Origin of the sequence: Sinomonas sp. (assembly GCF_051955515.1) — a bacterium.
Lineage (GTDB): Bacteria > Actinomycetota > Actinomycetes > Actinomycetales > Micrococcaceae > Sinomonas.
Genome location: NZ_JBQCGQ010000137.1, coordinates 1 through 23,679, shown reverse-complemented (window position 1 = coordinate 23,679; position 23,679 = coordinate 1). Strand labels below are relative to the sequence as shown.

General features: G+C 65.1%; 14 protein-coding genes. 12 read left to right on the top strand and 2 right to left on the bottom strand.

Translation table 11 applies throughout. The features are described 5' to 3' along the window. Positions 1-465: hypothetical protein (locus ACTHL9_RS07580; RefSeq protein ID WP_440518239.1), on the bottom strand; the 465-nt coding region annotated here is incomplete at its 3' end. A gap of 6 nt (positions 466-471) precedes the next feature. Next, complete coding sequence (locus tag ACTHL9_RS07575; RefSeq protein WP_440518238.1) at positions 472-1,542, bottom strand: DUF4190 domain-containing protein; 1,071 nt, start codon at positions 1,540-1,542, stop codon at positions 472-474. 416 nt (positions 1,543-1,958) lie between these two features. Between ACTHL9_RS07575 and ACTHL9_RS07570 the strand changes: the two genes are divergently transcribed. The 12 genes from ACTHL9_RS07570 to ACTHL9_RS07515 all read left to right on the top strand — a co-directional run bounded on the left by ACTHL9_RS07570 (position 1,959) and on the right by ACTHL9_RS07515 (position 23,517). Continuing rightward, positions 1,959-7,985, top strand: coding sequence for an Ig-like domain-containing protein (locus ACTHL9_RS07570; protein WP_440518237.1), 6,027 nt, complete (start codon positions 1,959-1,961; stop codon positions 7,983-7,985). A 49-nt stretch (positions 7,986-8,034) separates the two neighbouring features. Continuing rightward, positions 8,035-9,009, top strand: coding sequence for an AAA family ATPase (locus ACTHL9_RS07565; protein ID WP_440518236.1), 975 nt, complete (start codon positions 8,035-8,037; stop codon positions 9,007-9,009). 167 nt (positions 9,010-9,176) lie between these two features. Then, positions 9,177-10,310: a DUF58 domain-containing protein gene (locus tag ACTHL9_RS07560; protein WP_440518235.1), complete on the top strand. Its 1,134-nt coding sequence runs from the start codon at positions 9,177-9,179 to the stop codon at positions 10,308-10,310. Next, on the top strand, positions 10,310-12,610 hold the full coding sequence (locus ACTHL9_RS07555) for a transglutaminase family protein (protein ID WP_440518234.1): 2,301 nt from the start codon (positions 10,310-10,312) through the stop codon (positions 12,608-12,610). Before ACTHL9_RS07560 ends, ACTHL9_RS07555 begins: the two co-directional genes overlap by 1 nt. Positions 12,611-12,894: 284 nt before the next feature. Then, positions 12,895-13,434 (top strand): PP2C family protein-serine/threonine phosphatase, encoded by a 540-nt coding sequence (locus tag ACTHL9_RS07550; RefSeq protein WP_440518233.1) that lies wholly within the window; start codon positions 12,895-12,897, stop codon positions 13,432-13,434. Next, positions 13,412-14,692: an FHA domain-containing protein gene (locus ACTHL9_RS07545; protein WP_440518232.1), complete on the top strand. Its 1,281-nt coding sequence runs from the start codon at positions 13,412-13,414 to the stop codon at positions 14,690-14,692. The genes ACTHL9_RS07550 and ACTHL9_RS07545 overlap by 23 nt, the downstream gene beginning before the upstream one ends. Continuing rightward, positions 14,689-16,281, top strand: coding sequence for a serine/threonine-protein kinase (locus tag ACTHL9_RS07540; RefSeq protein WP_440518231.1), 1,593 nt, complete (start codon positions 14,689-14,691; stop codon positions 16,279-16,281). The genes ACTHL9_RS07545 and ACTHL9_RS07540 overlap by 4 nt, the downstream gene beginning before the upstream one ends. Continuing rightward, positions 16,278-16,973, top strand: a complete 696-nt coding sequence (locus ACTHL9_RS07535; protein ID WP_440518230.1) for a hypothetical protein — start codon at positions 16,278-16,280, stop codon at positions 16,971-16,973. The genes ACTHL9_RS07540 and ACTHL9_RS07535 overlap by 4 nt, the downstream gene beginning before the upstream one ends. Next, positions 16,970-21,445 (top strand): FtsK/SpoIIIE domain-containing protein, encoded by a 4,476-nt coding sequence (locus ACTHL9_RS07530; protein ID WP_440518229.1) that lies wholly within the window; start codon positions 16,970-16,972, stop codon positions 21,443-21,445. The genes ACTHL9_RS07535 and ACTHL9_RS07530 overlap by 4 nt, the downstream gene beginning before the upstream one ends. A gap of 114 nt (positions 21,446-21,559) precedes the next feature. Next, positions 21,560-21,826 carry a hypothetical protein gene (locus tag ACTHL9_RS07525; RefSeq protein WP_440518228.1) on the top strand — a complete coding sequence of 89 codons (267 nt, stop codon included), beginning with the start codon at positions 21,560-21,562 and terminating at the stop codon, positions 21,824-21,826. A gap of 54 nt (positions 21,827-21,880) precedes the next feature. Beyond that, the gene (locus ACTHL9_RS07520) at positions 21,881-22,873 is read left to right on the top strand and encodes a WXG100 family type VII secretion target (RefSeq protein WP_440518227.1); all 993 of its coding nucleotides are present in this window, start codon (positions 21,881-21,883) and stop codon (positions 22,871-22,873) included. Between the two features lie 35 nt (positions 22,874-22,908). After that, positions 22,909-23,517 carry a hypothetical protein gene (locus ACTHL9_RS07515; RefSeq protein WP_440518226.1) on the top strand — a complete coding sequence of 203 codons (609 nt, stop codon included), beginning with the start codon at positions 22,909-22,911 and terminating at the stop codon, positions 23,515-23,517. Positions 23,518-23,679: the final 162 nt, after the last annotated feature.

The window sequence follows — 23,679 nt, the reverse complement described above, 5'->3', positions numbered from 1 at the left end:
GCGGACAAGGACCTGAACGCGGGGATCGGCGGACCGGAGGACCTCCTCAATGTCGTCGCGCATCCATTTCAGGTTCGCGCCGGCGGCAGGGATGTCGTTATGGTCCAACCAGCGCACGACGTCGACCGTCACCGCCGAACCTGCTCCCCACGGCGCGCTGGCCACAACCGTCTCGAGGAAGGTTGCCGCTCGATGGTTCACCGCGTAGCGGAGACACGTCGGCGTCCTTTCCGTGAGACGGATATCGCGCCTGATCAGTCCCGGGCCGGGTGTGGACGAGAACCGCAGTTCGACCGCGCGCAGCGCCGCTTGAGGGCTCAGGGAAGTGCGGTATTCGAGGGTTTCAGAGAGCATATGGCGCAGTTCTGAGGGTGCGTCTTTGGTGGTGCCGCGTTGTGCTGCCCTCAGACCAGCGCCGAGGGCGATGATGGCGACGACGACGGCGATCGTGAGTTCCGGGCCCATGTCCACTCAGCCGCACTTCAGGAGGTTGTCGCCCGGTTCGCGGGAGTTGCTGAGAACGCGGCCATAGTACGAGGTCCCGGCGATCTGCTGGCAGGCCGAACTGGTGCTGGAGGCCGGGCCGTACACGGCGTAGATATCTGCGCCACCGCTGTTGTCAGTCGAGGGACCTCGGAAGTTTCGGCAGCTGAGGTCGGTGCGCAGGTAGGAGGAGCCAGGATGGGCCGCGAGCAGCTTCTCTACCTCGGACGCGTTGGTCGCATCGTTCCATGCAGTCCCATAGACCACGATGGGCGAGTCATTGCACGAGGGATATGAGATCGGTGTGCTGATCCCCAAGTCACCCGGCGAAGACAGGCTGGGCGAGGTGCCGGACTGCCACAGCGTTGTCGGTTCGGTGAAGGTCTTGGACCCGGTGACAATGCTGACGGTGCCCTCCCCATAGGTGTAGATCGTGCCGTCTTGGCCCGTTGCACTGAATGAGCTCGTGCCCGCACGGGCGGGCAGAGTGATGTTGCCTCCGACATCGCTGGCCATGCTGATCAGGGTCTGTGCGCCATTGATGGAGCACAGCGCCCCCCGGTAGGTGGCGGATTTTGCAAGCCACAGGAGGACCCCGCGGTTTTGGCAGTACGCTCGGTCCGCATTGCTCGTGGGAGACGAAGACAGTGGCTGCGTGACTCCAACTGGTCCCGCGGGCGGCGCCGAATAGGTGGGTCGTGGGGTGCTGCCGTATGAGTACGGGGCAGGCGCGTATGTCGCGCCGCCTTTTCCGTACCCCTGAGCCGCGGTAGCCACAGCGTGCTGGGCATTCAGGGTGATCACCCAGATCACGCCGATGGCGGCCAGGAGGGCGGCCACAGACAGGTAGGAGATCCACAGGCCCGCGAGAGCGAGTCCCCGTCCCCGCTCTCCTGTCCTCTTGATCTGGCTGAGTGCCACGTGTCCGAAGATGATCGAAAGGACTGTGGCGAAGAACGCCAGCACCAGCGATGCGATCGCGAAGGGGTTGGTCCTGGCTGGCGCGGCATACACGTCAGGGAACGGTCGCAACCCGTCCTCGAGCTTGTCCTCGTTCATTGTGTCCCCCATGTTGTTGTGCGTGATTCGTCGTCTGCCCCCCCCGGAATCTAGGGTGCGCGAAACCGCCTGCAAAGGTCAGTCGGTCCTTCCGCCGAGGGAAGTAGGCCGTTCGGGGGACAGCCCCTGGGCCTCGGACGGAAATCGCTTGTCTCACCCTTCAGCCCTCGGCAGTCTTGGGCTGAACGGGTTCACTGTGGCGCGAGAGGTTAGATAGCAATTGGACTGAAAGGTATCCAGGCCGACCGGGCCTAATTTTCTTTGGTCTCGAACGATACCGGCACTGCCAAGTCCGGCACCATGGGGATTTTGCCCCATTGCGCGAGCACCTGCTAAACAATGTCTACTTGACGCCGACGGTGATAACTGAGGCGGTCAAGCTCGAATGGGGGCAACGAAGTATGGGGATCTTTGCGATGCTGCGCGGAAAGCGCCGCAGAGCGGCTTCCGTTTCGGCTTTGGCCAGCGTTTCGCTCGCAGTCACCGCTTTAGCTTTCCAATACGACGGCCTTCGTGCCGCGGACCTCAATCTCAATGACGGCGGCGTGTGGGTCACGAAACAGTCGGACCTTCTCGTCGGCCACCTGAACTTCCCCTCGCACGTGCTCGATTCCGGGCTCCGGACCAAGGCGCCTCAATACGACATCCTTCAGCAGGGCGACACCGTGCTGGTGCACGACAGTGCGAATTCGACCCTCGCCCAGCTCGACCCGGCCCGGGTGACGCTCCGCGGCAGCGGCGCTCTTCCTGCCGGTGCCAGTGTTTCCGCGAGCGCAGACACGGTGGCAATTCTCGACGGCGGCGACCTGTACGCAGTGCCAGTCAGCGGTATCGAGGGTCTTCATGTGGGCGGGACGGAGCCCTTGGCCAAGCTCGGCGCCGGGGCCGTTGCCACCATCGGCCTCGATGGCGTGATCCATGCGTTCTCGCCTACCCTGGGAGAGGTGCGTGACTACGCTCCGAGTGGTCAGGACTACGCCCAGAAGTCGACGCGCAAGCTGAGCGATGTCCCGAAGGACGCGAAGCTGACCATCGCCGCGGTCGGTTCGGACGCCGTCGTGCTCGATTCCAGCCGTGGAGAGCTGTATCTGCCGAACGGGCAGAAGGTGGCTGTTTCCGATGGAACGAACGCTGTCCTCCAGCAGAACGGGAAATCCAATGATCGCGTGCTGGTCGGCACGCTGAGCGGCTTGGTGTCCCAGCCCCTCGACGGCAGCGCCGCGACGGTGACCCGCGCTCCCAAGACGAGCGCCACCTCGGCGCCGGCTGCTCCGGTCTGGCTGAACGGATGCGCCTACGCCGCCTGGTCCGGTACTTCGAGCTACCTTCGAGACTGCGGCAGCGGGAAGACGGAATCCGGTGCGGTCCCGAACGTTCCTGCCAACGCCCAGCTCGTCTTTCGCGTCAACCGAGATGTTGTGGTGCTGAACGACGTGCAGGGCGGCGGGGTCTGGCTCGTCACCCAGAAGATGCTGCTCGTGCAGAACTGGAACGACGTGGTTCCGCCGCCGGATGTCCAGGACGACAAGGAAGAGAAGAGCCCGGACCAGCAGGTCACCCTTCCCAAGCGGAGCGATCAGAATCACCCGCCCGTAGCCGTCGACCAGCAATTCGGTGTGCGTGCCGGGCGCACGTCCGTCCTTCACGTGACCGAGGATTGCTCCGATCCCGACGGTGATGTGCTTTCCGCATCATTGGCAGGTTCGGCACCGGCGGGCTTCGACGTCCAGCCGGCCCTCGGCGGTGCCGCACTGCAGGTAGCTGTGCCGACGAGCGCGACAGGATCGGTGACCTTCCGTTATCGCGTGGACGACGGGCGAGGCGGGACCGCGGAGGCGAATCTCACCTTGGTCGTCCACCCCGGGGGCCAGAATTCCGCACCGGAACTGAAAAAGCCTCAGTCCATCAAGGTCGAGGTGGGCGCGACCAGCCAGCAGGATGCACTGCAGGGATGGCGTGATCCCGATGGCGACGAAATGTACCTCAAGTCAGCGACGACTGCGTCGGGAGACCGTGTCACCTTCCGCAGCAGCGGCATCATCGATTTCTCGGCAGTGTCCGGGCAGACGGGAGTCAAAGAAGTCAAGCTCGTCGTCTCCGACGGAACAGCTGACGCCGAGGGTGTACTCCGTGTCGAGGTGCTGCCGAAGGGATCGCTTCGGCCGATCGCGAATGCCGATCGGGTGACGGCCGTGGTCTCTACGCCTGTAACGATCTCGCCTCTGCTCAACGACGTGAGTCCTTCGGGCGCACCGCTTCGGCTCGCGAAGTACGATTCCGTGGCCGGCGCAAGCATCACGGCTGACTTCACGGCGGGGACCATCACTTTCCAGACGGCCACTGCCGGCACCTACTACTTGCAATATCTGGTGACGGATGGCCCGAACTCAGCCGTCGGCCTGATCCGGATCGATGTCCTGCCCGGGAGCGGAACGAGCCGGCCGGTCGCCGTGCGTGACGTCGCGCTCGTGCCGGTTGGCAGGTCGGCGCTCGTCGACGTCCTCGCCAATGACAGCGATCCCTCCGGCGGCATTCTGATCGTTCAGTCTGTGGAGGTGCCAGCGGGCCTCGGCATCTCGGCGGAAGTCCTCGAGAACCGCGTGATCCGGGTGACGGACACCGTGGGCCTCAACCACCCGGTCATCTTCCACTACACCGTCTCGAACGGCAGCCAGGCCGCTACCGGCGAAGTCCAGGTCCTTCCCGTGCCGCTTCCGGCGACCCTGAGACCTCCGGTGACCGTCGATGATTCTGCGACGGTCAGGGTCGGCGACGTGGTGACGATCGACGTGCTGCACAACGACTACCACCCGGACGGTGACACGCTCACCCTCCTGCCGGATCTTGTCGCTCCTAAGCCGACACCGAGCGAAGGCGTTGCCTTCATCGCCGGGGACAAACTCCGCTTCAAAGCGGGGCAGAATCCCGGGACCGTTCACGCGACGTATGAAGTGGCCGACTCCCAAGGCAACCGGACGGCAGGCTACGTCACGATTCAGGTCGTGCCGCAGGACGATGCTCACAATTCCGCTCCGCGGCCTCAGCCCATCACCGCGCGAGTCATCGCCGGGAACACGGTGCGCATTCCCGTGCCGCTGGATGGCATCGACCCGGATGGTGATTCGGTTGAGCTCGTGGGCCAGCGTGACGCGCCCAAGCTGGGGCGGGTGACGGTGGGGGACACCTGGCTCAGCTACGAGGCTTACCCAGATTCGTCGGGCCGCGACTCCTTCACCTATGTTGTCCGCGATCGGCGAGGTGCGGAGGCAGTGGGCACCGTCGTCGTCGGCATCGCTCCTCCCAGCTATCACAATCAGGCGCCCTACGCGGTGAAAGACGTGGTCACGGTGAAGCCTGGCCGCACGGTATCGGTGCCGGTGCTGGCCAACGACAGCGACCCGGATGGCGATCCGATCCTCTTGGCCACCGACGGACTGACGGTGCCGAACGGCATCTCAGCGAAGGTCGCGGATGGCCGTGTCTTGGTGACCGCACCGTCGCAGCCCGGGGAATACACGCTGCGGTACACGGTGGCCGACATCTACGGTTCGAGCTCGATCGGAACCCTGTTGCTGGAGGTCAAGACTGACGCGGCGGCGCAGCGGCCGATAGCTCGAGACGACTACGTGGCGAAGATCGACATGTACGGCAAGACGGCAGTCGACGTTCCCGTTCTCGCCAACGATGAAGATCCCGACGGCGTCAGTTCGGACCTCAAGGTCTCGTCGGACGACCCCAACGCGACCGTGGGCGCCGGCGGGACGGTCAGTGTCCGGCTCACTGACGAGTCCCAAGTCATCCTGTACAGCGTCACGAACACGGATGGCTTGACGGCCTCGGCCTTCATCCACGTGCCGGGCCTGAAAGATCTCCGCCCCGAGCTGACGGTGACCAAGCCGCTTGAGGTGAAAAGCGGGGACACCCTTGCCATCAACCTCGCTGACGTCGTCAAGGTGCGGGACGGACGGGTGGCACGCGTTGCGACGGCCGACAGCGTTCGCACGACGCATTCCAACGGCGCTCCGCTCATCAAGGACGAGCACACGCTCGTGTACACCTCGGCCAAGGATTACTACGGGCCGGACACCTTGACCCTTCAGGTGACTGATGGTTCGGGGCCGGACGACGCGAGTGGCCTGTCCTCCACGATCTCGATCCCGATCCAGGTCATCCCTGCCCAGAACGTCTCCCCGACGCTCCTCGGAACGACTATTGAAGTGGCGCCCGGAGAAGCTGAAGTCCAGGTCAACTTGGCGAGGCTCTCCCAGGATCCAAACCCAGGCGACCTCGAGCGCCTCGTCTACAGCATCCAAGGTGGCGTCTCGGGGGGATTCTCGGCACGGATTGACGGTCAGAGGCTGTGGGTGAAGGCAGATGCCTCGGCGGCTCATGGCGCCAGCCAACAGCTGGTCGTTCAGGTCAGTGACGGCACATCTGCTCCTACCACAGCGACGTTCACCCTCACGGCGATCGTCTCCACTCGGCCCCTTGCCGCCGCGAATGACGACGTTGTCGGCGACGCAAAAGCAGGGCAGAAGTCGGTGGTGGACGTGCTCGCCAACGACGTGAACCCATACCCAGAGACTCCGCTCAAGCTTGTTGGTGCCCACGTCGATTCCGGCTCGGGGACTGCGGAGCTCGACGGCGACAAGGTTGCGATCACGCCAAGCTCAGATTTCGTTGGCGTCATGATTGTCAGCTACGAGGTGCAGGACGCCACCAACGCTCCGGAGCGTCAGGTGGAAGGCCACGTCAAGCTGACGGTGCGCGGCAAGCCGGGCGCTCCTGGCACGCCCTCTGTCAGCTCGATTCAGGACAGCACGGTGGTCCTCTCCTGGGCGCCGCCCTCGAACAATGGATCGCCGATCACCGGGTACACGGTTTCGTCATCGAAGGGCTACTCGAAGGCGTGTGCGTCGACCACGTGCACCTTGGACGGTCTCACCAACGACGTCGAGTACACCTTCACCGTGACGGCCACCAACGACGTCGGAACCTCCGACCCCTCGCCGGCTTCGGCGCCCGCACGACCTGACGCCCGGCCGGACGCGCCGGCTGCGCCTGCCCTCGTCTTCGGGGACAAGAAGGTCACGGTCTCCTGGACAACGCCGACCAGCCACGGTTCGCCGGTCTCGAGCTACACCCTCGAGATCTCCCCGGCCCCGGCCTACGGCTCGGTCCAGAAGACGGGAGTCACTGGCAACTCGATCGTGTGGGACGGCCTTGAGAACGGCGTCGCGTACCAGGTCCGCGTTCAGGCCAACAACAGGGCCCCTGAGCCCTCGGCGTGGAGCCCCTATTCGGCTTCGGTGATTCCTGCCGGGGTTCCGGACGCTCCGGGTGCTCCCACCACGGCGCCAGCGATCGCGGTGGGAAGCCAGGCGCAGATCGCGGTGGCTTGGACTCCGCCCAATGCGAATGGCGACCCCATTGCGGACTACACGCTCAGCATCAAGCGAGGCGGCGCCGTCGTGAACACGCTCACGCTCGCAGGGACGAGCCAGAACGTCACGGTTGATACGAGCGAGTCCGACTACTCGTTCTCGGTCACGGCGCGCAACAAGGCGGGAACCTCGGCTCCGAGCGCTGATTCGGCTCCACGTCGAGCCGCGAACGCTCCGTCCGCCCCCGCCAGCGTCACTGCCACCGAGGGTGATCACAGCTCGCAAGTCACTTTCACGCCCGGAGCCCTCAACGGCAACCGCCCGAGCGAGATCAGCTGGCGTTGGAAGGCCACGCCCGGGGGTCTCACGGGTACCTTCGGAAGCGCAAACTCCGGGACGATCACGGGTCTCACCAATGGCGTGACCTACACCATCCAGGTGTGGGGCGAGTCGACGGTCCAAGGCGTTTCTCCGGGCGCGGCCACTTCGTCCAACCCTGTGGATCCCTACGGCGCACCGGTTGTCCGCAACCTCGTCGCGTCGGGCGGCGACGGCACCGTGTCCTTCACCTGGTCGGTTGACGGTAACGGCCGGAACGTGACCAGCGTGCAGATTTCCGATTCGCGAGGAGGCGGCACATCAGGCGGGGCAGGGTTGACCAGCTATACGGCAAGCGGCCTCGGCTCGAGGAACACCGTGAATGCGACGGTGACGGTCAGGACGGCGGCAGCAGATCCTGCGCGCGCGGTTGGCTCTGCCTCGGCGTCGGGTACGTCGAATCCGTGGCAGACATGGCTTACCCGTAGTGGGAATGTGCTCACGTACCACTGGAAGAATGTCGATCCTGGCTCATGGCCTGATGTGTCAATGTTCCGCTGCTGGAACGTCCCCCGGATGACGCAACAAGGGTCGCTCAATATGGTGGCGACCACCCCGGGATCAATTACGGCGGGTGCAGGACAGATTTCCATTACCTGCCCTTCAGCGACTGACAGCTTCTCCGTGGAACCGTGGAAAAACGGTCCTTGGCTCAACGTGGGTCAGGTGCAGACCGGATGACATCAACAACAAGAACTTGCTTCGTCCGATTGAGGAAGGATTTCCAGCAATGACAATCACCCAAGAACAGGCCACCTGGTTCGCCGGAACCTTCCAGCAGCTCAGCGACAACATCGGGCAGGCGGTGCTCGGCAAGCAGGACGTCATCCGGCTCGTGCTGACGGCTCTGCTCGCCGAGGGCCATGTGCTCCTGGAGGACGCACCTGGGACGGGCAAGACGCAGCTCGCGAAGTCGCTTGCGGCGACCGTGCATGGAACGCATCACCGCATTCAGTTCACTCCGGATCTCCTGCCGTCCGACGTCACCGGCATCACCGTGTACGACCAGCAGACCCACCGCTTCGAATTCCATCGGGGCCCAGTGTTCGCGTCGATCGTCCTCGCTGATGAGATCAACCGCGCCTCCCCGAAGACGCAGTCGGCGCTGCTCGAAGTGATGGAAGAGGGCAGGGTCACCGTTGACGGTGTGGGCCATGAAGTGGGCCGCCCGTTCATGGTCATCGCCACGCAGAACCCGATCGAGCAGGCCGGTACGTACAAGCTTCCCGAGGCCCAGTTGGACCGCTTCCTCATCAAGACGAGCATCGGCTACCCCGATCTGCAGGCGGCCGAGGCCATCCTCGGCGCGGCCTCGACGCGGGACCGCTCGGCGACGGTGAACGCCGTGATCACCACGAACGCGGTGTCGGATATGGCCGCCCTCGTCGACGATGTCCACGTGGACCCTGCCGTGCTGCGCTTCACGGCCCAGCTTGCCGAAGCCACCCGAAGTGATCCTCAGGTCCGGCTCGGCGTCTCCGTGCGGGGCTCACTCGCCATCATCCGCGCCGCCAAGGTGTGGGCGGCCACGGAAGGCAGAAACTTCGTCCTGCCCGACGACATCAAGTCCCTGGTTCTCCCGGTGTGGCAGCATCGCATTGTCCTCGATCCCGATGCGGAGTTCGCAGGAGTGACGGCCGATTCGGTCCTGGCCCGCGTGCTGGCAGACGTCGCGGCTCCGCAAGCACGCGGCGCGGCAGCGTGAGTCAGGCGGCCCGGGGGCGGCCGATCGGACTTCGGCTTCCTTCGGCGTTTGCTCGTTTGACGCTTGCGCCTCTGCACAAGAGGGCAGAGCCGGCCATCGAGGTGACTAAGGCCTCCCTCGCGCGGATCCTTCCGATCTGGTCGGCGGTGCGGTCTCGCCTCGAAATCGTGAGCCGGACCGGTTGGGTATGCCTCGTTGTCATGATGATGGCGCTGGTCCTGGGCCTCGCCTTGGGCTGGCGGGAACTCTGGGCAGCTGCTTGGGTTCTCGCGGCGTTGTTCGGGATCGCGATCGGCTTCGTTCTCGGCAAGGCCAAGTATGAGGTTGCGGTGCAGCTCGCAAGCACAAGAGTCGTGGTCGGCGAGCAGGCGGTTGGTCGGCTCATCGTGCGCAACCCCGGACCACGGGCGATTTCCGCGGCAAATGTCGAATTGCCGGTCGGTCGCGGGCTCGCCACCTTCGAAGTGCCGCGCCTTGGCGCCCAAGAGGAGGTCGAAGAGCTCTTCACGGTCCCCACCCAGCGTCGAGCTGTTCTCCAGCTTGGGCCGGTACGTTCCGTGCGCCTCGATCCCCTGCACCTGCTGCGCAGGGCAAAGGGGCTCAACGAACCGAGCGAGCTTTACGTTCATCCGCGAATTGTCCAGCTCGCCAATTCGTCGACAGGACTCCTGCGAGACCTTGAAGGGCTCGCACGGCAGAACATCTCGAACGACGACATCTCCTTTCACGCCTTGCGCGAATACGCCCCCGGAGACGACCGGCGCCATATCCACTGGAAGTCGAGCGCCCGCGCACAACAGCTCATGGTGCGGCAATTCGAAGAAACGCGCCGGTCGCAATTGGCCATCTTGCTCGCCGCGCGGACCTCAGAATATGCCGAGCCGGACGAATTCGAACTTGCCGTCAGCATTGCCGGCTCTGTCGGCGCCCACGCCCTCAACGATGGCAAGGCCATCACGCTGCTCGGTCCTCACAGGGCCATGGCGCGTCACACGCGCAGCCAACTTCTCGACGGGCTTTCGGGCGTGGAGCTCGACGACCGGGCGCGACCACTTGAAGAGCAGGCCGGCACGATCGCCGCCCACGCGCCCGGCGCTTCCATCGTTGTGCTCGTCGCGGGCTCGCGGGTCAGCCCAGACCAGCTCGTGCGGGCTTCCTCGCGGCTTCCACTGGCCGCCCACCGCGTGGCCGTGACGGTCGATCCCCAGGCCGACCTTCGCCGGAGGACAGCGGGCGATCTGACTCTTCTCACCGTCCCAGTACTCAGTGACCTCGGCCCGGCCCTCCGAAGGGGGATCTGATGGCTTCTGCAATCCCCTGGGGGAGGGCCGTCGCACCCGTGGTGTCGGCTGCGGCGGTCGCTCTGGCACTGTTCCCTCTCTACCCCGTCTACAGCCAGGCAGAGTTCTGGCTCGCAGCTGGAGGGGGCGTGCTCCTGGGAGCTCTCGTTGCGGCCGCCGGGGCCCGGTGGCGGATGGGGGCGCTCAGCGTGGCCCTGCTCGCCGTCGTCGTCTATTTCGCGGCAGGCGGGGCGCTTGTGCTTCGGGCCGAGAGCCTCTTCGGAGTGCTGCCAACGCTTGAGGGTCTCAAGGCGCTCGCGCTTGGCGTGATCCAGGTGTGGAAGAGCATGCTCACCGCCGCGACGCCCGTTACCGGAATGGATTCTCTTCTCATTGCGCCTTATGCCCTCGGAATTCTCGGCGGCGTTGTTGCGGGGAGCATCGCGCAGCGCGCGCGGCGGCCACAGGCTGCTGCGATTCCGGTCGGCGTGTTGTTCGTGGCGACGATTACCCTCAGCACCTACGAGGCGTTCGCTCCCGCCGTCGTCGGTGCGCTGTTGACCTCGACCCTCGTTGCCTGGGCTGTCCTCACGCGGAGCTCGGGGAGCAGGGAGAATCTCGCTCAGGGACAGGGCTCTCGTGGCGGCCGCCGCATCGTCGCCGCGGCGACTCTGGCGCTTGCGCTCGCCGTCGGCCTCGGCGCTGGCGCGCTGGTGCCGCTCCCGAATGATCGGGCCGTTCTCCGCGACGCCATCGTGCCGCCCCTCGATGTGCACGATCTCCCCAGTCCGCTCATCTCGTTCCGCCAGTTCACGAGCGGGGGAGACGCTCTGAAGCTCTTCACGGTGCAAGGCCTCCCGCAAGGCGCTGTCATCCGTCTGGCGACCCTCGACCAATATGACGGCATCGTCTACAGGGTTGCCAACAACGGCAGCGCGGGTGCTGGGCAGTTCTCCCGCGTGGGGCGGACCATTCCGAATACCGCCGAAGGCTCGCACGCTACCTATTCAGTCACGATTGACCAGCTGACCGGGGTGTGGATGCCGGACGCCGGCTATCTGGACTCCATCCAGCTCGGAGACGGTACGCAGGCCGACCGCCGAGATGGACTGAACTACAACCCCGGCACGGGTACAGCGGTGATGGTGGGCGGCCTGCATCAGGGCGACCAGTACACGGGCGAAGCAGTCATTCCCGCTACGCCCGACGACGCCCAGCTCGCTTCGGCCCGCGTCTCTCCTGTATCTCTGCCCACCCCGCAGAACGTGCCAGACATCGTCGGAACTCTGGCTTCGCAGTTCACGGCGGGCGCTTCCACCCCGTTGGCGCAGCTGAAGGCTATCGAGGCGAAGCTGCACACCTCCGGTTTCTTCAGCCATGGCCTCGAAGGCGAGGCGCGGTCGAGAGCAGGACACACGGCGGAACGCATCTCGACATTGCTCGACGGCACCCAGATGGTCGGGGACGACGAGCAGTATGCCGTCGCGATGGCTCTGATGGCCCGTCAGCTGGGCATTCCCGCGCGCGTGGTCATGGGCTTCCGCCAGGATCACCCTGCGTCCGGCGCCGTGACCATCACAGGCGCCGACGTGCACGCATGGGTTGAGGTGCCGTTCGAGCACGTCGGTTGGGTGTCCTTCGACCCGACGCCGCCCAAGGATCAGGTTCCGAAGCAGGAAGTGCCCCAGCACCAACAGAAGCCGCAACCCCAGGTGCAGCAGCCGCCACCACCGATAGTTCCGCCTGTTGAGCTTCCTCCGGCGCCGCCCGTGAAGCAGGCTTCCGACGGTTCCACTCCGGCCGATCTCGCTGCACTGTGGGCCGCGCTGCGCTGGGGCGGTACCGGCCTGGGGATCCTTGCGCTCCTGCTTGCACCGGCAGCCGTGGCGGCCTTCGGACGATCGCGGCGGCGCCGCGCACGCCGGTCCGCGGTGCGCGCCGCCGATCGGATCAGCGGAGGCTGGTCCGAGCTGGTCGACCTCGTCGTGGACCACGGGGCCGTCGTGCCAGCCGGTGCAACGCGCCGTGAGGAAGCTGCCGCTCTCGGCCAACGCTTCCCCGCTGAAGCGATCGCTCCGCTTGCGATGAGGGCCGACCACGCGGTGTTCGGCGTTGGGGAACCGAGCGAGGCCGAGATCGCCGCCTACTGGGCCGACGTGGAGACCGCATCTCGTCGTGTCCGGGGCGCGGTCGGATGGCGGCGACGCCTCGGAGCACGGTATTTCGCGCGTTCCGTGGTGCGCGATTCGCGAGTCTGGCTTGGGGGCTTCCGCCTCTCAGGCTTCCGACCTCGCCTGTGGAAGAAGGGGAAGAATTCGTGATCGAGCTGGCGTGGGGAGCACACTCAGACCGCGGGCGACGGCGGGCGCTCAACGAAGATTCATTCCTCGCCGAACCGCCGTTGTTCTTCGTTGCTGACGGGATGGGGGGACACACCGCCGGGGACCGGGCGAGCGCCGCCGCTATCTAGGCGTTCGCGGAGCTGAGCGGACGCGCCTCAGTCGCGCTCGACGACGTCGAACGAGCCTTTGCCCGCGCTGTGCACGAGGTCTCCGGCATATCGACGGGTGCGGACGCGGCCGGAACCACGATCTCGGGTGTAGCCGTGACGGAACAGAACGGTGAGGCCTATTGGCTCGTGGTCAACATCGGCGATTCGCGGACCTACCGGCTCTCGGCCGGAGTGCTTGAACAGATCAGCGTGGACCACTCGGAAGTCCAGGAGCTCGTGGAACGGGGTGAGCTCTCCTCCGCTGAGGCCGAGCGCCATCCACGGCGCAACGTGATCACGAAGGCAGTTGGCGCAGGTTCCTACGACGAGCCCGACTACTGGTTCATGCCCGTCGCCCAGGGGGATCGGATCATGGTCTGTTCGGACGGCCTCAGCAAAGAACTCAACGCAGCCCAGCTGACGCAGGTCCTCGTGGAGGAGCGGTCGGCGCAGGCTGCCGCTACGCGTCTTGTTCATGAAGCGCTGGTGCACGGTGGCCGCGACAACATCACCGTCGTCGTTGTTGATGCGGTCCGCCTCGATGGTCAAGTTCTCGCGGACGACACCCAGACGCACCTCCTCGACGAGGACACTCTGCCGCGTGGTCTCAGCGCAAACGAAGGGATGGGCGATGCGCCGATACAGTTCGGGTGATTGGTACGCGCTCGTCACGAACCACGGCGTCGCCATGCTCCCCAACAGCGTCTCACCCGAGTTGGTGGAGAGGGTCTGGTTGGCGTTGGGCGCCGGAGGTGGTCTCACCGCTGTCCTTGAAGGAATCGTGGGCGGCTTCGGAACGAGCCTCTCGGCTCTGCCGCCGTTCGCTGTGGTCTCGTGGACGACGGGAAGCGACGAAATCCGTGTGGCCGTTCGTGGTCCACTCCAGGTTCAGGCCGCAGCGGCTGACGGACAGGTGACGGTCGCTGGAGTTGGCGTGACCACCTGGAATGAAGATGCCATCAGCTGCGTCGACTCCTTCGCCGTGGGAATCCCTGACGCGGGTCCCTCCCTCCTGCCGATCAATGAAGGCGTAGTGCTGGCCGCTTGGGTCACGTTCCCGTTCGGCGACGAGGGGGCAGCGGCAGACCCCACACCCGAGGTTGTCGAAGAACCGGAGGTCTCCGTAGAGCCGGCTCCAAGCGCGGCCCCAAGCGGCGAAACCACGATCCAGCCCGTCGATACGATTCAGCCGATCGAGACCATCGAGCCTCTCCATGAGGAGACTCCGGAAGCTCCTGTCGCCGAAGCTGCAGTCATCGACGAAGAAGCAGCAGCCATCGACGACTATGACCGACTGCTTTACGGCGATACGACCCGTCGATCGGTCGAAGGCGCCGCTGTGCGCGATGACCCCATCGTCGAGCCAGCAGTGGCGCCCCCCGGACCCGGGCTGATCTCTGGGGTGCCACGCTTCGCAGCAGCGTCCGTGCCCGAGGCGGACAGCTCGCTCGAACTCGGGGACCACGACGGAAGGACCATATCGACTGCCAAATTGCGTGCTATGCAGGCGCAGGGAGGAGTGCTCTCCGCTGCGACGTCGCAGGCGGGCTTTCGTGCCCCGGCCCTCAACGCCCCAGCCACTTTGGTGGTTTCCACGGGGCAACGCGTCGCGCTCGACCGGGGGGCCGTCGTCGGCCGTCGTCCACAACTCGCGCGAGTTCAGGGGGGAAGCGTGCCCCATCTCGTGACCGTGCCCAGCCCGAGCCAGGACATCTCTCGGAGCCACGTGGAACTGCGAGTCGTCGGCCAGGACCTGCTCGCGGTGGATCTGAACACCACGAACGGCACCAGGCTGCTGCGGCCCGGATTGGACCCGGTCCGGCTCCAGCCCGGAGACCCGACGATCCTTATGGACGGTGATCGCCTCGATCTGGGCGACGGAGTCGAGCTTCGATTCGAGGGACTACGATGAGCGCTCGGCGCCCGCCTTCTCAACCTCCAGCGCTTCCCGGCTTCGAGTACGTCCGCCTGCTGGGATCGGGCGGTTTCGCGGACGTCTTCCTCTACCAGCAGCGCCTTCCACGGCGGCAGGTTGCTGTCAAAGTGATGCTCGCGGACAAGCTCGGAGACGATACGGTCTCGGAGTTCACGGACGAGGCGAACCTCATGGCCCAGCTCGCCACGCATCCGTCGATCGTCTCGATCTACGAGGCGGGCCTTTCGGGGGACGGTCGGCCCTATCTCGTGATGGAGTACTGCTCGAAGCCGAACCTGCAGGCCCGGTATCGGCGCGAGCGCCTTTCCGAAGCCGAGACGCTGCGCATCGGGGTCCAGATTGCCGGGGCCGTGGAGACTGCGCACCGGGCGGGAATCCTCCACCGAGACATCAAACCCGCGAACATCCTGGTGACGGATTACGGTCGTCCTGCGCTCACTGACTTCGGCATTGCTGCCACGACTGCGTCGGGTTCGGAGGCCAGCGGGATGTCTGTTCCCTGGTCGCCGCCGGAGTCCTTCGCGTCACCGGCACGAAGCGACGCCACTTCGGACGTCTACGCTCTCGCTGCGACGCTCTACACGCTTCTCGCAGGGCGCTCGCCCTTCGAGATACCGGGCGCTTCCAATAGCCACGTGGACATGATCGGCCGGATCGCGGCCTCGCCCACACCACCGATCGGCCGGCCGGACGTTTCGCCAGCCTTGGAACAGGTGCTCCGAAAGGCCATGTCCAAGGCTGCCGCGGATCGCTATCCCACGGCGATGGCCTTCGCTCTCGAACTGCAGCGCACCCAGATCAAGCTGGGAATGCAGTCGACGCCTATCGACGTCGTCGAGGACGAATTGATTCTTGAGCCCGGCGCGGACGACGACGGAACACGGATCCGCAACATCGTCAGCATCGAGGCTCAGTCTCCCGCAGCCGCGCCAGCGATGGATACGTCCTCGGCCTCGGCCGGGTCCGCGCCAATCTCGCTCATGACCGACGAGCTCTATCTCGAGGGGGAAACGGTGACGCGGGCCGCCCTCACCCCGCGACCGGCACCGCTTGCGGCTCCCGCCGCGCCGCCGGTACCCGACACCATGCTGCGCCCCGTCTCCGTCGAGCCGCAGACCGCCGAGGCGGTGCGATCCCCGAGCCGCTCTCGCCGCACCCTCATCGGGATCGTCCTCGGCGTGCTCACAGTTGCGGTCGGCGGGGGGATCGCTGCGGTTCTCGCCGCCACCGGAGCCTTGAACGCTCCGAAGCCCGAGAGCCAGCCCAGCAAGGCAGCCCCGGTTGATATCGCCCCAGTCGGAGGAACCGTCCCCGCGGTGACCTCGCTGGCCGGGAAGGTCGAGGGCCAGAACGTCGTCTTCACCTGGAAGAATCCGGACCCCAAGGACGGCGACAGCTACTTGTGGCACACCGTGGACCAAGGCTCTTCGAGTCCTTTGGCGGCCACGAACGATGCCACGATCACGGTGCCGGCAGCCGGGACGGGACGGACCTGCGTGGAAGTGATGCTTCGACGCTCCTCTGGCCGGACTTCTGACTCCCCGACGCTTGCGTGCGTGCCGTGAGCACCGGAGACGTGCAGATTGAGTTCTGCGGCGAATGGTATGGGGTGACTCGAGAGGCGCCCTTCACCATCGGACGGGACGCCGACCTGGTGGTCGACGACAACCCTTTCCTCCACCGACGTCTGCTCCAGGTCTCATGGTTCGACGGGTTCTGGCTGCTTTCGAACATCGGATCACGTCTTGCCGTTACCGTCACCGACGGCGCGGGCCGGCTCCAATCATGGCTCGCGCCGGGCGGACGGCTCCCGCTGGTGTTCGGACGGACCACCGTGGTCTTCACGGCGGGTCCAACGACCTACGAATTGGCGGTTCACACTAGCGAGCCCGCGTTCGCCTACACCGATCCCTCCTCCTACGAGGGCGTCACCACGGTGGGAGCGCTGAGCCTTACCGAGTCTCAGAGACTTCTCATCCTCGCGCTCGCTGAACCCATGCTCCTCTTCGAGGGAAGCGGGAGAGGCGAGATACCGACCAACGCCAAGGCAGCGGAACGGCTCGGATGGGCACTGACCCGATTCAACCGGAAGCTCGACAACGTGTGCGACAAGCTCGACCGGATCGGGGTTCAAGGGATGCGCGGGGGTGTTGGCTCGTATGCCACCAATCGCCGCATTCGCCTCGTCGAATACGCCATAGCCGCGCGGCTCGTTACGCGCTCTGATCTCGCACTGTTGGAAGGGGAGGGTCAATGAGGCTCAAAATCTCATTGCGCCGCAGCGGCGGCATATCGGATCTGGTCGTCACAGCAGACGCCACCGCCACCGTTCGTGACATCGCTGCAAAGCTAGTATCAGCCGATCCTTCTGCTCTCGGCGACGCAGCCGGCCGTCAGCAGGGCAACCACTCTCTTCGGATCGCCGAGCCCGGAAACTCACATTCGATGAGGGACCTCGATCCCGATGCACTCATCGGCGATGCCGGTCTCCGCTCTGGGGCGATCGTTGAACTCGTCGCCCTTGAAAGCCAATTCAAGGCCGCGGGGGCAGATCGTGGCCCGGCAGCTGCGGTCCTGAGGATTCTGTCCGGGCCCGAGGCAGGGCGGGAATTTGCGCTCCCGTTCGGTGCGAGCGTGGTGGGCCGCGACCGCGATGTGGACGTCCGGGTCTCCGACGGCCTCGTCTCCAAACGCCATGCGAGGATCAACGTCGGTGAGACCATCGAGGTCATCGATCTGAACTCCTCGAATGGAGTGATCATCGGCGGAGCCCCGGTGGCCAGGGCAACGCTCACCTCGGCCGACGTCGTCGTCCTCGGGGAAACGTCGCTCTGCGTCGTTCCGCTGCAGAATTCGACTCAGGCTCCCGGTGGGAGTGCGATCGTCGACTTCATCCGCTCGCCTCGCGTTGTGTCGCGCTACCCCGGGGAGGAGTTTTCTGCTCCGGTGCCTCCCCGCCTTCAGCAGAGACAGCGGTTCCCCTATCTGGCCCTCATCGCACCTCTCATCGTCGGCGCCGTTCTGTTCCTCTTCACGGGGCAGCTTCTTGGCGTGGTCATGATGGCCATGAGCCCCCTGCTTCTGGTTGGCAGCTACATGGACAATGCGCTGTCGATGCGGCATGCCACGAAGGCCGAACGCGAACGCTTCAAGGGCGCGATGCTGCAGCTGCAGGAGCGAATGGAGCAGGCACGGGACGCCGAGCGGCGGGCGCGCTCGGCCGAGCTCCGGGGGCCGGGCGAACTCATTGATGCAGCCCGTCAGCTTGGCCCGCTCCTCTGGAGCGAGCGCCCCGAACACCCGACCTTCCTCGCGGTGAACCTGGGACTCGGGCGGGCGGAATCGCGCAACCGGCTCATGCTGCCTCAGACCAACGAGACGAAGCCCGAGTACTGGGAGCAGATGCTTCAACTCAAGGCAGAGTTCTCGACCGTGGAACGTGTGCCCATCGTCGCGCAGCTGCGCAGTTCGGGAGCTCTCGGGTTTGCGGGCCTCTCACATGAGCGGGAAGCAGTCGCCTGCGGCGCCGTGTTCCAACTGCTTGCCCGGCATTCGCCGGCTGAGGTGGTTGTGGCTGCCATGGTGTCTCCCGCGTCGCGACCGGCCTGGGAATGGCTCAAATGGATGCCTCATTCCACCTCGGCGCATAGCCCAATCGACGGCCCCCTTCTGTCCGAGGGTCCTGCAGCCGCCGCGGTTCTGCTCGCCCAACTCGAGGGACTAGTCGAGGCGCGGCGAGCCGCCCTCTCGAATGCAGGCACACCGTCCAGAGGTCCCCTCGATCCCGATCGACCCGAGGAAGTTCCGGCCCCGGTGCTTCCAACGGTCTTGCTGGTCGTGGACCATGACGCACCGGTCGACCGTGGTCGGCTGACCCGTCTGGCAGAGCAGGGAGCCGATTCCGGCGTTCACCTCATCTGGTGCGCGCCGAACGTCGAGCGCCTTCCGGCCGTATGCCGGACGTACGTGGCACTCGATGGCACAGACTCGGGTGCCATCGTCGGCCACGTCCGTCTGGGCGAGAGGAGCATGCCCGTCGCCGCAGAGCGGCATGACGTGGAGAACATCGAGCACGTCGCGCGGGGGCTTGCGCCCGTCGTCGATATCGGTTCGCCCGAAGACGACGATTCTGACCTTCCCCGGCAGATCTCGTATCCCGCGCTCGCAGGCCTCGACCTGCTCGAACGGTCAGACGTCATTGTTGAGCGCTGGCGGGAGAACGCCTCGCTCATTGTCCGCGATGGGACACCAGTTCGCCGCCGCAAGGACGGCAATCTTCGGGCGCTCGTCGGGCACGCGGGCTCGGAGCCGTTCTACCTCGACCTTCGTCGGGACGGCCCCCACGCGTTGGTGGGCGGCACCACGGGTTCGGGAAAATCCGAATTTCTTCAATCGTGGGTTCTCGGAATGGCGGCAGCGAACAGTCCCGATCGGCTGACGTTCCTCTTCGTCGACTACAAGGGCGGCGCGGCCTTCGCTGAATGCGTCAGGCTGCCCCACGTGGTGGGACTCGTCACTGATCTCTCACCGCACCTCGTCCGTCGGGCGCTCACGTCCCTGAAGGCCGAACTCCGGTACCGGGAGCGGTTGCTCGAACGAAAGAAGATGAAGGATCTCCTCGAACTCGAGCGCAGCGGTGATCCGGATTGCCCGCCCAGCCTGGTGATTGTGGTGGACGAATTCGCAGCTCTCGTGCAAGAGGTGCCCGAATTCGTCGACGGGGTCGTGGACGTGGCACAGCGAGGACGTTCCCTCGGCCTCCACCTCATTCTTGCGACCCAGCGTCCTGCCGGTGTCATCAAGGACAATCTCAGGGCCAACACGAATCTTCGGATCGCCTTGCGGATGGCAGATGCCGATGACTCCGCGGACATTCTGGGAAGTCCTCTGGCCGCTCATTTCGATCCCGGAATTCCGGGTCGTGGCGCGGCAAAGACGGGACCAGGCCGACTGCGCACCTTCCAGACGGGGTATGTAGGAGGTTGGACCACGTCAGAGGCCCCACCGCCTCAGGTTGACGTCGAGGAACTCACCTTCGGCGTCCCGGTGGTGTGGGAGACTCCCGAGCCCGCGCACGCGGCCGAGGAGCCCGAGACCGGGGCAACGGATATCAGCCGTCTGGTCAGCACGATCTCCTCAGCTGCTGTCTCCGCGGCAGTTCCGATGCCCAGAAAACCGTGGCTCGACACTTTGGCGCCGGTCTACAACTTGAGCCGCTTGCCCAATCCGCGCACGGATGAGCGTGTTCCCCTCGGAGTCCTCGACGAGCCTGAGATCCAGGCGCAGAGCCCGGTCTTCTACGAGCCGGACCGAGACGGGAACATGGCAATCTTCGGGACCGGCGGGTCCGGCAAGAGCACCGCCCTTCGCACCATCGCGGCAGCTGCAGCGATCACGACACGTGGGGGTGCCGCCCACGTGTACTGTCTCGACTTTGGAGCCGGAGGACTTCGGATGCTCGAGTCGCTCCCGCACGTGGCCGCGGTCGTTTCAGGCGACGACGAGGAACGCGTGGTTCGCGTTCTGCGCCGGCTCCGGGACATCGTTGACGAGCGCGCCGTGCGGTACGCGTCGGTCGGGGCAGGGACCGTAGGGGAGTACCGGCAGATTGCAGGTGTTCCGGAGGAGCCGAGGATTTACCTCCTCATTGACGGCGTCGGGGTCTTCCGAGAACAGTACGAGTTCGGCAGCGCCCAGAATTCGGCGTGGTTCGCGGCTTTCACGCAGATTGCTGCTGACGGTCGCCAGTTGGGTGTGCACATCGTCATGACGGCTGACAGGCCGAACGCCGTGCCCACTTCGATCGCGGCAACCGTTCAGCGGCGCATCGTCCTCCGGCTCGCGAGCGAGGACGAATATGCTCTGCTTGGCGTGCCCAAGGACGTTCTCAACGCAAGCTCGCCGCCCGGACGCGGCATCCTCGATGGGAATGAGCTGCAGCTGGCCGTGCTGGGGGGCAATGCGAACCTCGCAGTCCAGGCCCGCGAGGTGCAGTTGCTTTCAGCCAGCATGGGTCGGGGCGGCTCTCGTCGCCCCGAGGCAATCGGCAAGCTCCCCGAACAGGCGGAACTCTCTGCGCTGCCGGAGCTCTTCGAGGGGCGAGCGGTCATTGGAGTGGACGATGTGACGCTGGGGCCCGCAGCAATCGACCTGAGAGGACCCTTCATGGTGTCGGGTCCTCCGGGAAGTGGCCGGTCCACCGCGCTCGCGACCCTCGCGGCGGCCGTGGCTCGAACTCAACCCAACACCGCCAGAGTGTTGCTCACCCCACGACCGTCCCTGCTCTCCCGCCATGGCGGATGGTCTCAGTCCGCAGATCGCATCAGCGAGGTGGCCACGCTGTGCGCAAAGCTCATTGACCAACTCGAAGCGGTGCCCGACGGCGGGCCTCGAATGGCGATCTTCATTGAGAATGTGACGGAATTCCAAGGCTCCGAGGTAGAGGGCGATCTCGACCGGCTCATCAAGCTTGCCGTCCGCTCCGATCTTTTCGTTGTGGGCGAGGCGGAGGTTTCCACCTGGTCGCAGGCGTGGACACTGGCCCCCCACTTCAAGTCAGGGCGAAAAGGACTGCTGCTCGTGCCCGGGGACTTGGACGGAGATCTGCTCGGAGCGCCATTGGGACGTATTCGTCGAAGTGATTTCCCGCCCGGACGTGGATTCCTGATTGCAAAAGGCAGGGCTTCGCGTCTGCAAATGGCGGAAGTTGGAGCCGCAGGGACATGGTGATTCCTCCCCATCGACCTCGTTCCATTGCTCGGATAGTTTTGCTGCATCGCGGGAGCGAAAAGCGAACCGGAACCGAAGGACGGTTTCGGAAACAAAAGAGAACGGAGAAGGCTCATGGCAATGTGGGGGCTTGATGTACAGCAGGTTCGTCAGCTGAGCTCGCAGCTCAACCAGAAGGCGAACGAGATTCAGACCATCCTCGGCACTCTGACGAGCGCCCTCGACGGTACTCAATGGCAGGGCCCCGATGCCACGGCTTTCCGGAACGAGTGGGCCGGGACGCATTCGAGCTCGCTGCGCCAGGTCATCCAGGCATTGCATGACGCCTCTCAGAAGGCCGCCATGAACGCGACCCAGCAGGAGAACGCGGCGCAGTCGTGACTCGCTCTTGAGGGGCGGCATCCGCCGCCCCTCAACCCGATTCTGGAGGTAGGAATGACGATGTACGGCGCCGATATCGCCGCACTGCGCTCGCTCGCCGCCCAACTCGATCGTGCCGCGGACCAGCTCGACGCTCACCGCACGTTCCTTGGCAACGTGGTGCAGCAGAGCCCGTGGCACGGCCCAGACGCGGACCGATTTCGAGGAGAGTGGCAGGGACGGCACAGCCCTCGAGTGGCCACGTCAGCGCGACTTCTTCGGGAGACCGCCGCAACGGTTCGGCAGAATGCGGATCAGCAGGAGCGTGCGAGCGCGGTCGACGGCGCAGCGCACGTCAGCGTATCTGGAGCCGTGGCTGGCGGTGCGGCCGGAATGGGTGCTGCCTCTCTGAACGTGGTGGGTGGTGTCCTGGACGGCGTCCAAGAAGGAATCGACCAGATTCGCGAAGGCGCGCTTCCAGGCGGCACCAAGCCGTGGGATCTCCTCAAGGTGACTGCGGACGGTGCGAAGTTGCTGGGGGTTGGCCTGCCGGTCGTCGGGAAGATCGACGAGGCCATGGACGTCTACTCGCTCGCCGATAAAGTTCGCCAAGGCACATTCAACGTCTTCGATGGCGCGGATGCGGTCTCGATGGGCCTAAGGCATCTTGGGAAGGTCGGTGAGCTGGCGGCTGTCGCTGTCGATGCTTCCTCGTATGCGGGCCAGCAGGCCATGAATATGGACCTGTCAGCGGGAACTCGAGCCATGGTCGGCAATTACATCGTGGAGCACCCCTTGGACGCTCTGGGCGCGGTCGGCCAGGCGGCGGCGACTGTTGGGCAGGACTTCGTGCTGCCGGAGATGAAGAAGATTGATGTCCTCAGGCCTCTCTCGTTTGCCGTCAACGCCGTTTCCTTCGATGTGCAGGAGGCGATGAAGTCTGACTTCTCAGCAGAGACCCGCACTATGGTGAGCGACTATGTAGTGCAGCATCCCGTAGAGACCCTGAAGACTGTCGGCGACTCCATTCTCACGGTGGGGAATAAGGCGCTGAGTTGGTGGAACTAGCAAGATCAGAACGGCTTGTACCCCGAGGAGACGAATTGAGCCAGAGAATTCTTTTGAGCGACGATGAAGTCGTCGCTGCTGCTGTCCGGTTGGGGAAGGACTGGAAGGCATCTTTGCCGACGATCAGCGTCGAAGATCCCGCGGACCTCATCCGTGCTGCCGCGCGGGGACACCGAAGTCTGTATCTCAGAGGTCTCTTGACCGGTCCGGACAACAGCGAACTGGTTCCCGAAGTGTCCGCATTGCTGGGGCCTGCGGCAGGAGCCGTCCCACAGCATCTGGGCTACGCGGCTGACTCGGCAAACCCTCACGTGGTCGCTGGCATGCAATTCGCCATCTTCGATTCTGCGCGCCACAACAACAAAATCCTCATCGTCACGCTCCCCAACGGCATCAACGAGGTGAGCGAAGTGCAGCTTGGTGCAGCGCGTGATTTCGTAGAGGCTTTCGCCGCAGCGCCGCTACAAGCAGGCGCTGAGGACAAGGCCGTAGTTCTCATCGCCCCGGACGGCAAAGATTCCGCGGGTTTCGGAGTGGTGACGGCGAAAGGGACCACGAGCGGAGCGGGAGAGCTCCCGCTGCTCGACCTCGAGTCCGGTCTGCCGACCCGCGGAGTTCCTGCAACTCTCGTTCCAAGCGCTTAGATCAGGGGGCACGAGGACACGTGGGCAAGCCGCACAAATATGCTTGGAACGGCGTCGATATCGAGACGTCGCTGTCGATCGAACAGGTCGCCAACATGGCTCAGAGGGCCGCGCAGGAAAGCACAGGCGATCTCCTCAAAGGGAAGCAGCGCGTTGTTACGA

Bases quoted from the DNA above. Each gene is read 5' to 3' on its own strand.
- ACTHL9_RS07540 (WP_440518231.1), top strand. From the start codon at position 14,689: ATGAGCGCTCGGCGCCCGCCTTCTCAACCTCCAGCGCTTCCCGGCTTC.
- ACTHL9_RS07565 (WP_440518236.1), top strand. From the start codon at position 8,035: ATGACAATCACCCAAGAACAGGCCACCTGGTTCGCCGGAACCTTCCAG.
- ACTHL9_RS07545 (WP_440518232.1), top strand. From the start codon at position 13,412: ATGCGCCGATACAGTTCGGGTGATTGGTACGCGCTCGTCACGAACCAC.
- ACTHL9_RS07530 (WP_440518229.1), top strand. From the start codon at position 16,970: ATGAGGCTCAAAATCTCATTGCGCCGCAGCGGCGGCATATCGGATCTG.
- ACTHL9_RS07520 (WP_440518227.1), top strand. From the start codon at position 21,881: ATGACGATGTACGGCGCCGATATCGCCGCACTGCGCTCGCTCGCCGCC.
- ACTHL9_RS07525 (WP_440518228.1), top strand. From the start codon at position 21,560: ATGGCAATGTGGGGGCTTGATGTACAGCAGGTTCGTCAGCTGAGCTCG.
- ACTHL9_RS07570 (WP_440518237.1), top strand. From the start codon at position 1,959: ATGCTGCGCGGAAAGCGCCGCAGAGCGGCTTCCGTTTCGGCTTTGGCC.
- ACTHL9_RS07575 (WP_440518238.1), bottom strand. From the start codon at position 1,542: ATGAACGAGGACAAGCTCGAGGACGGGTTGCGACCGTTCCCTGACGTG.
- ACTHL9_RS07555 (WP_440518234.1), top strand. From the start codon at position 10,310: ATGGCTTCTGCAATCCCCTGGGGGAGGGCCGTCGCACCCGTGGTGTCG.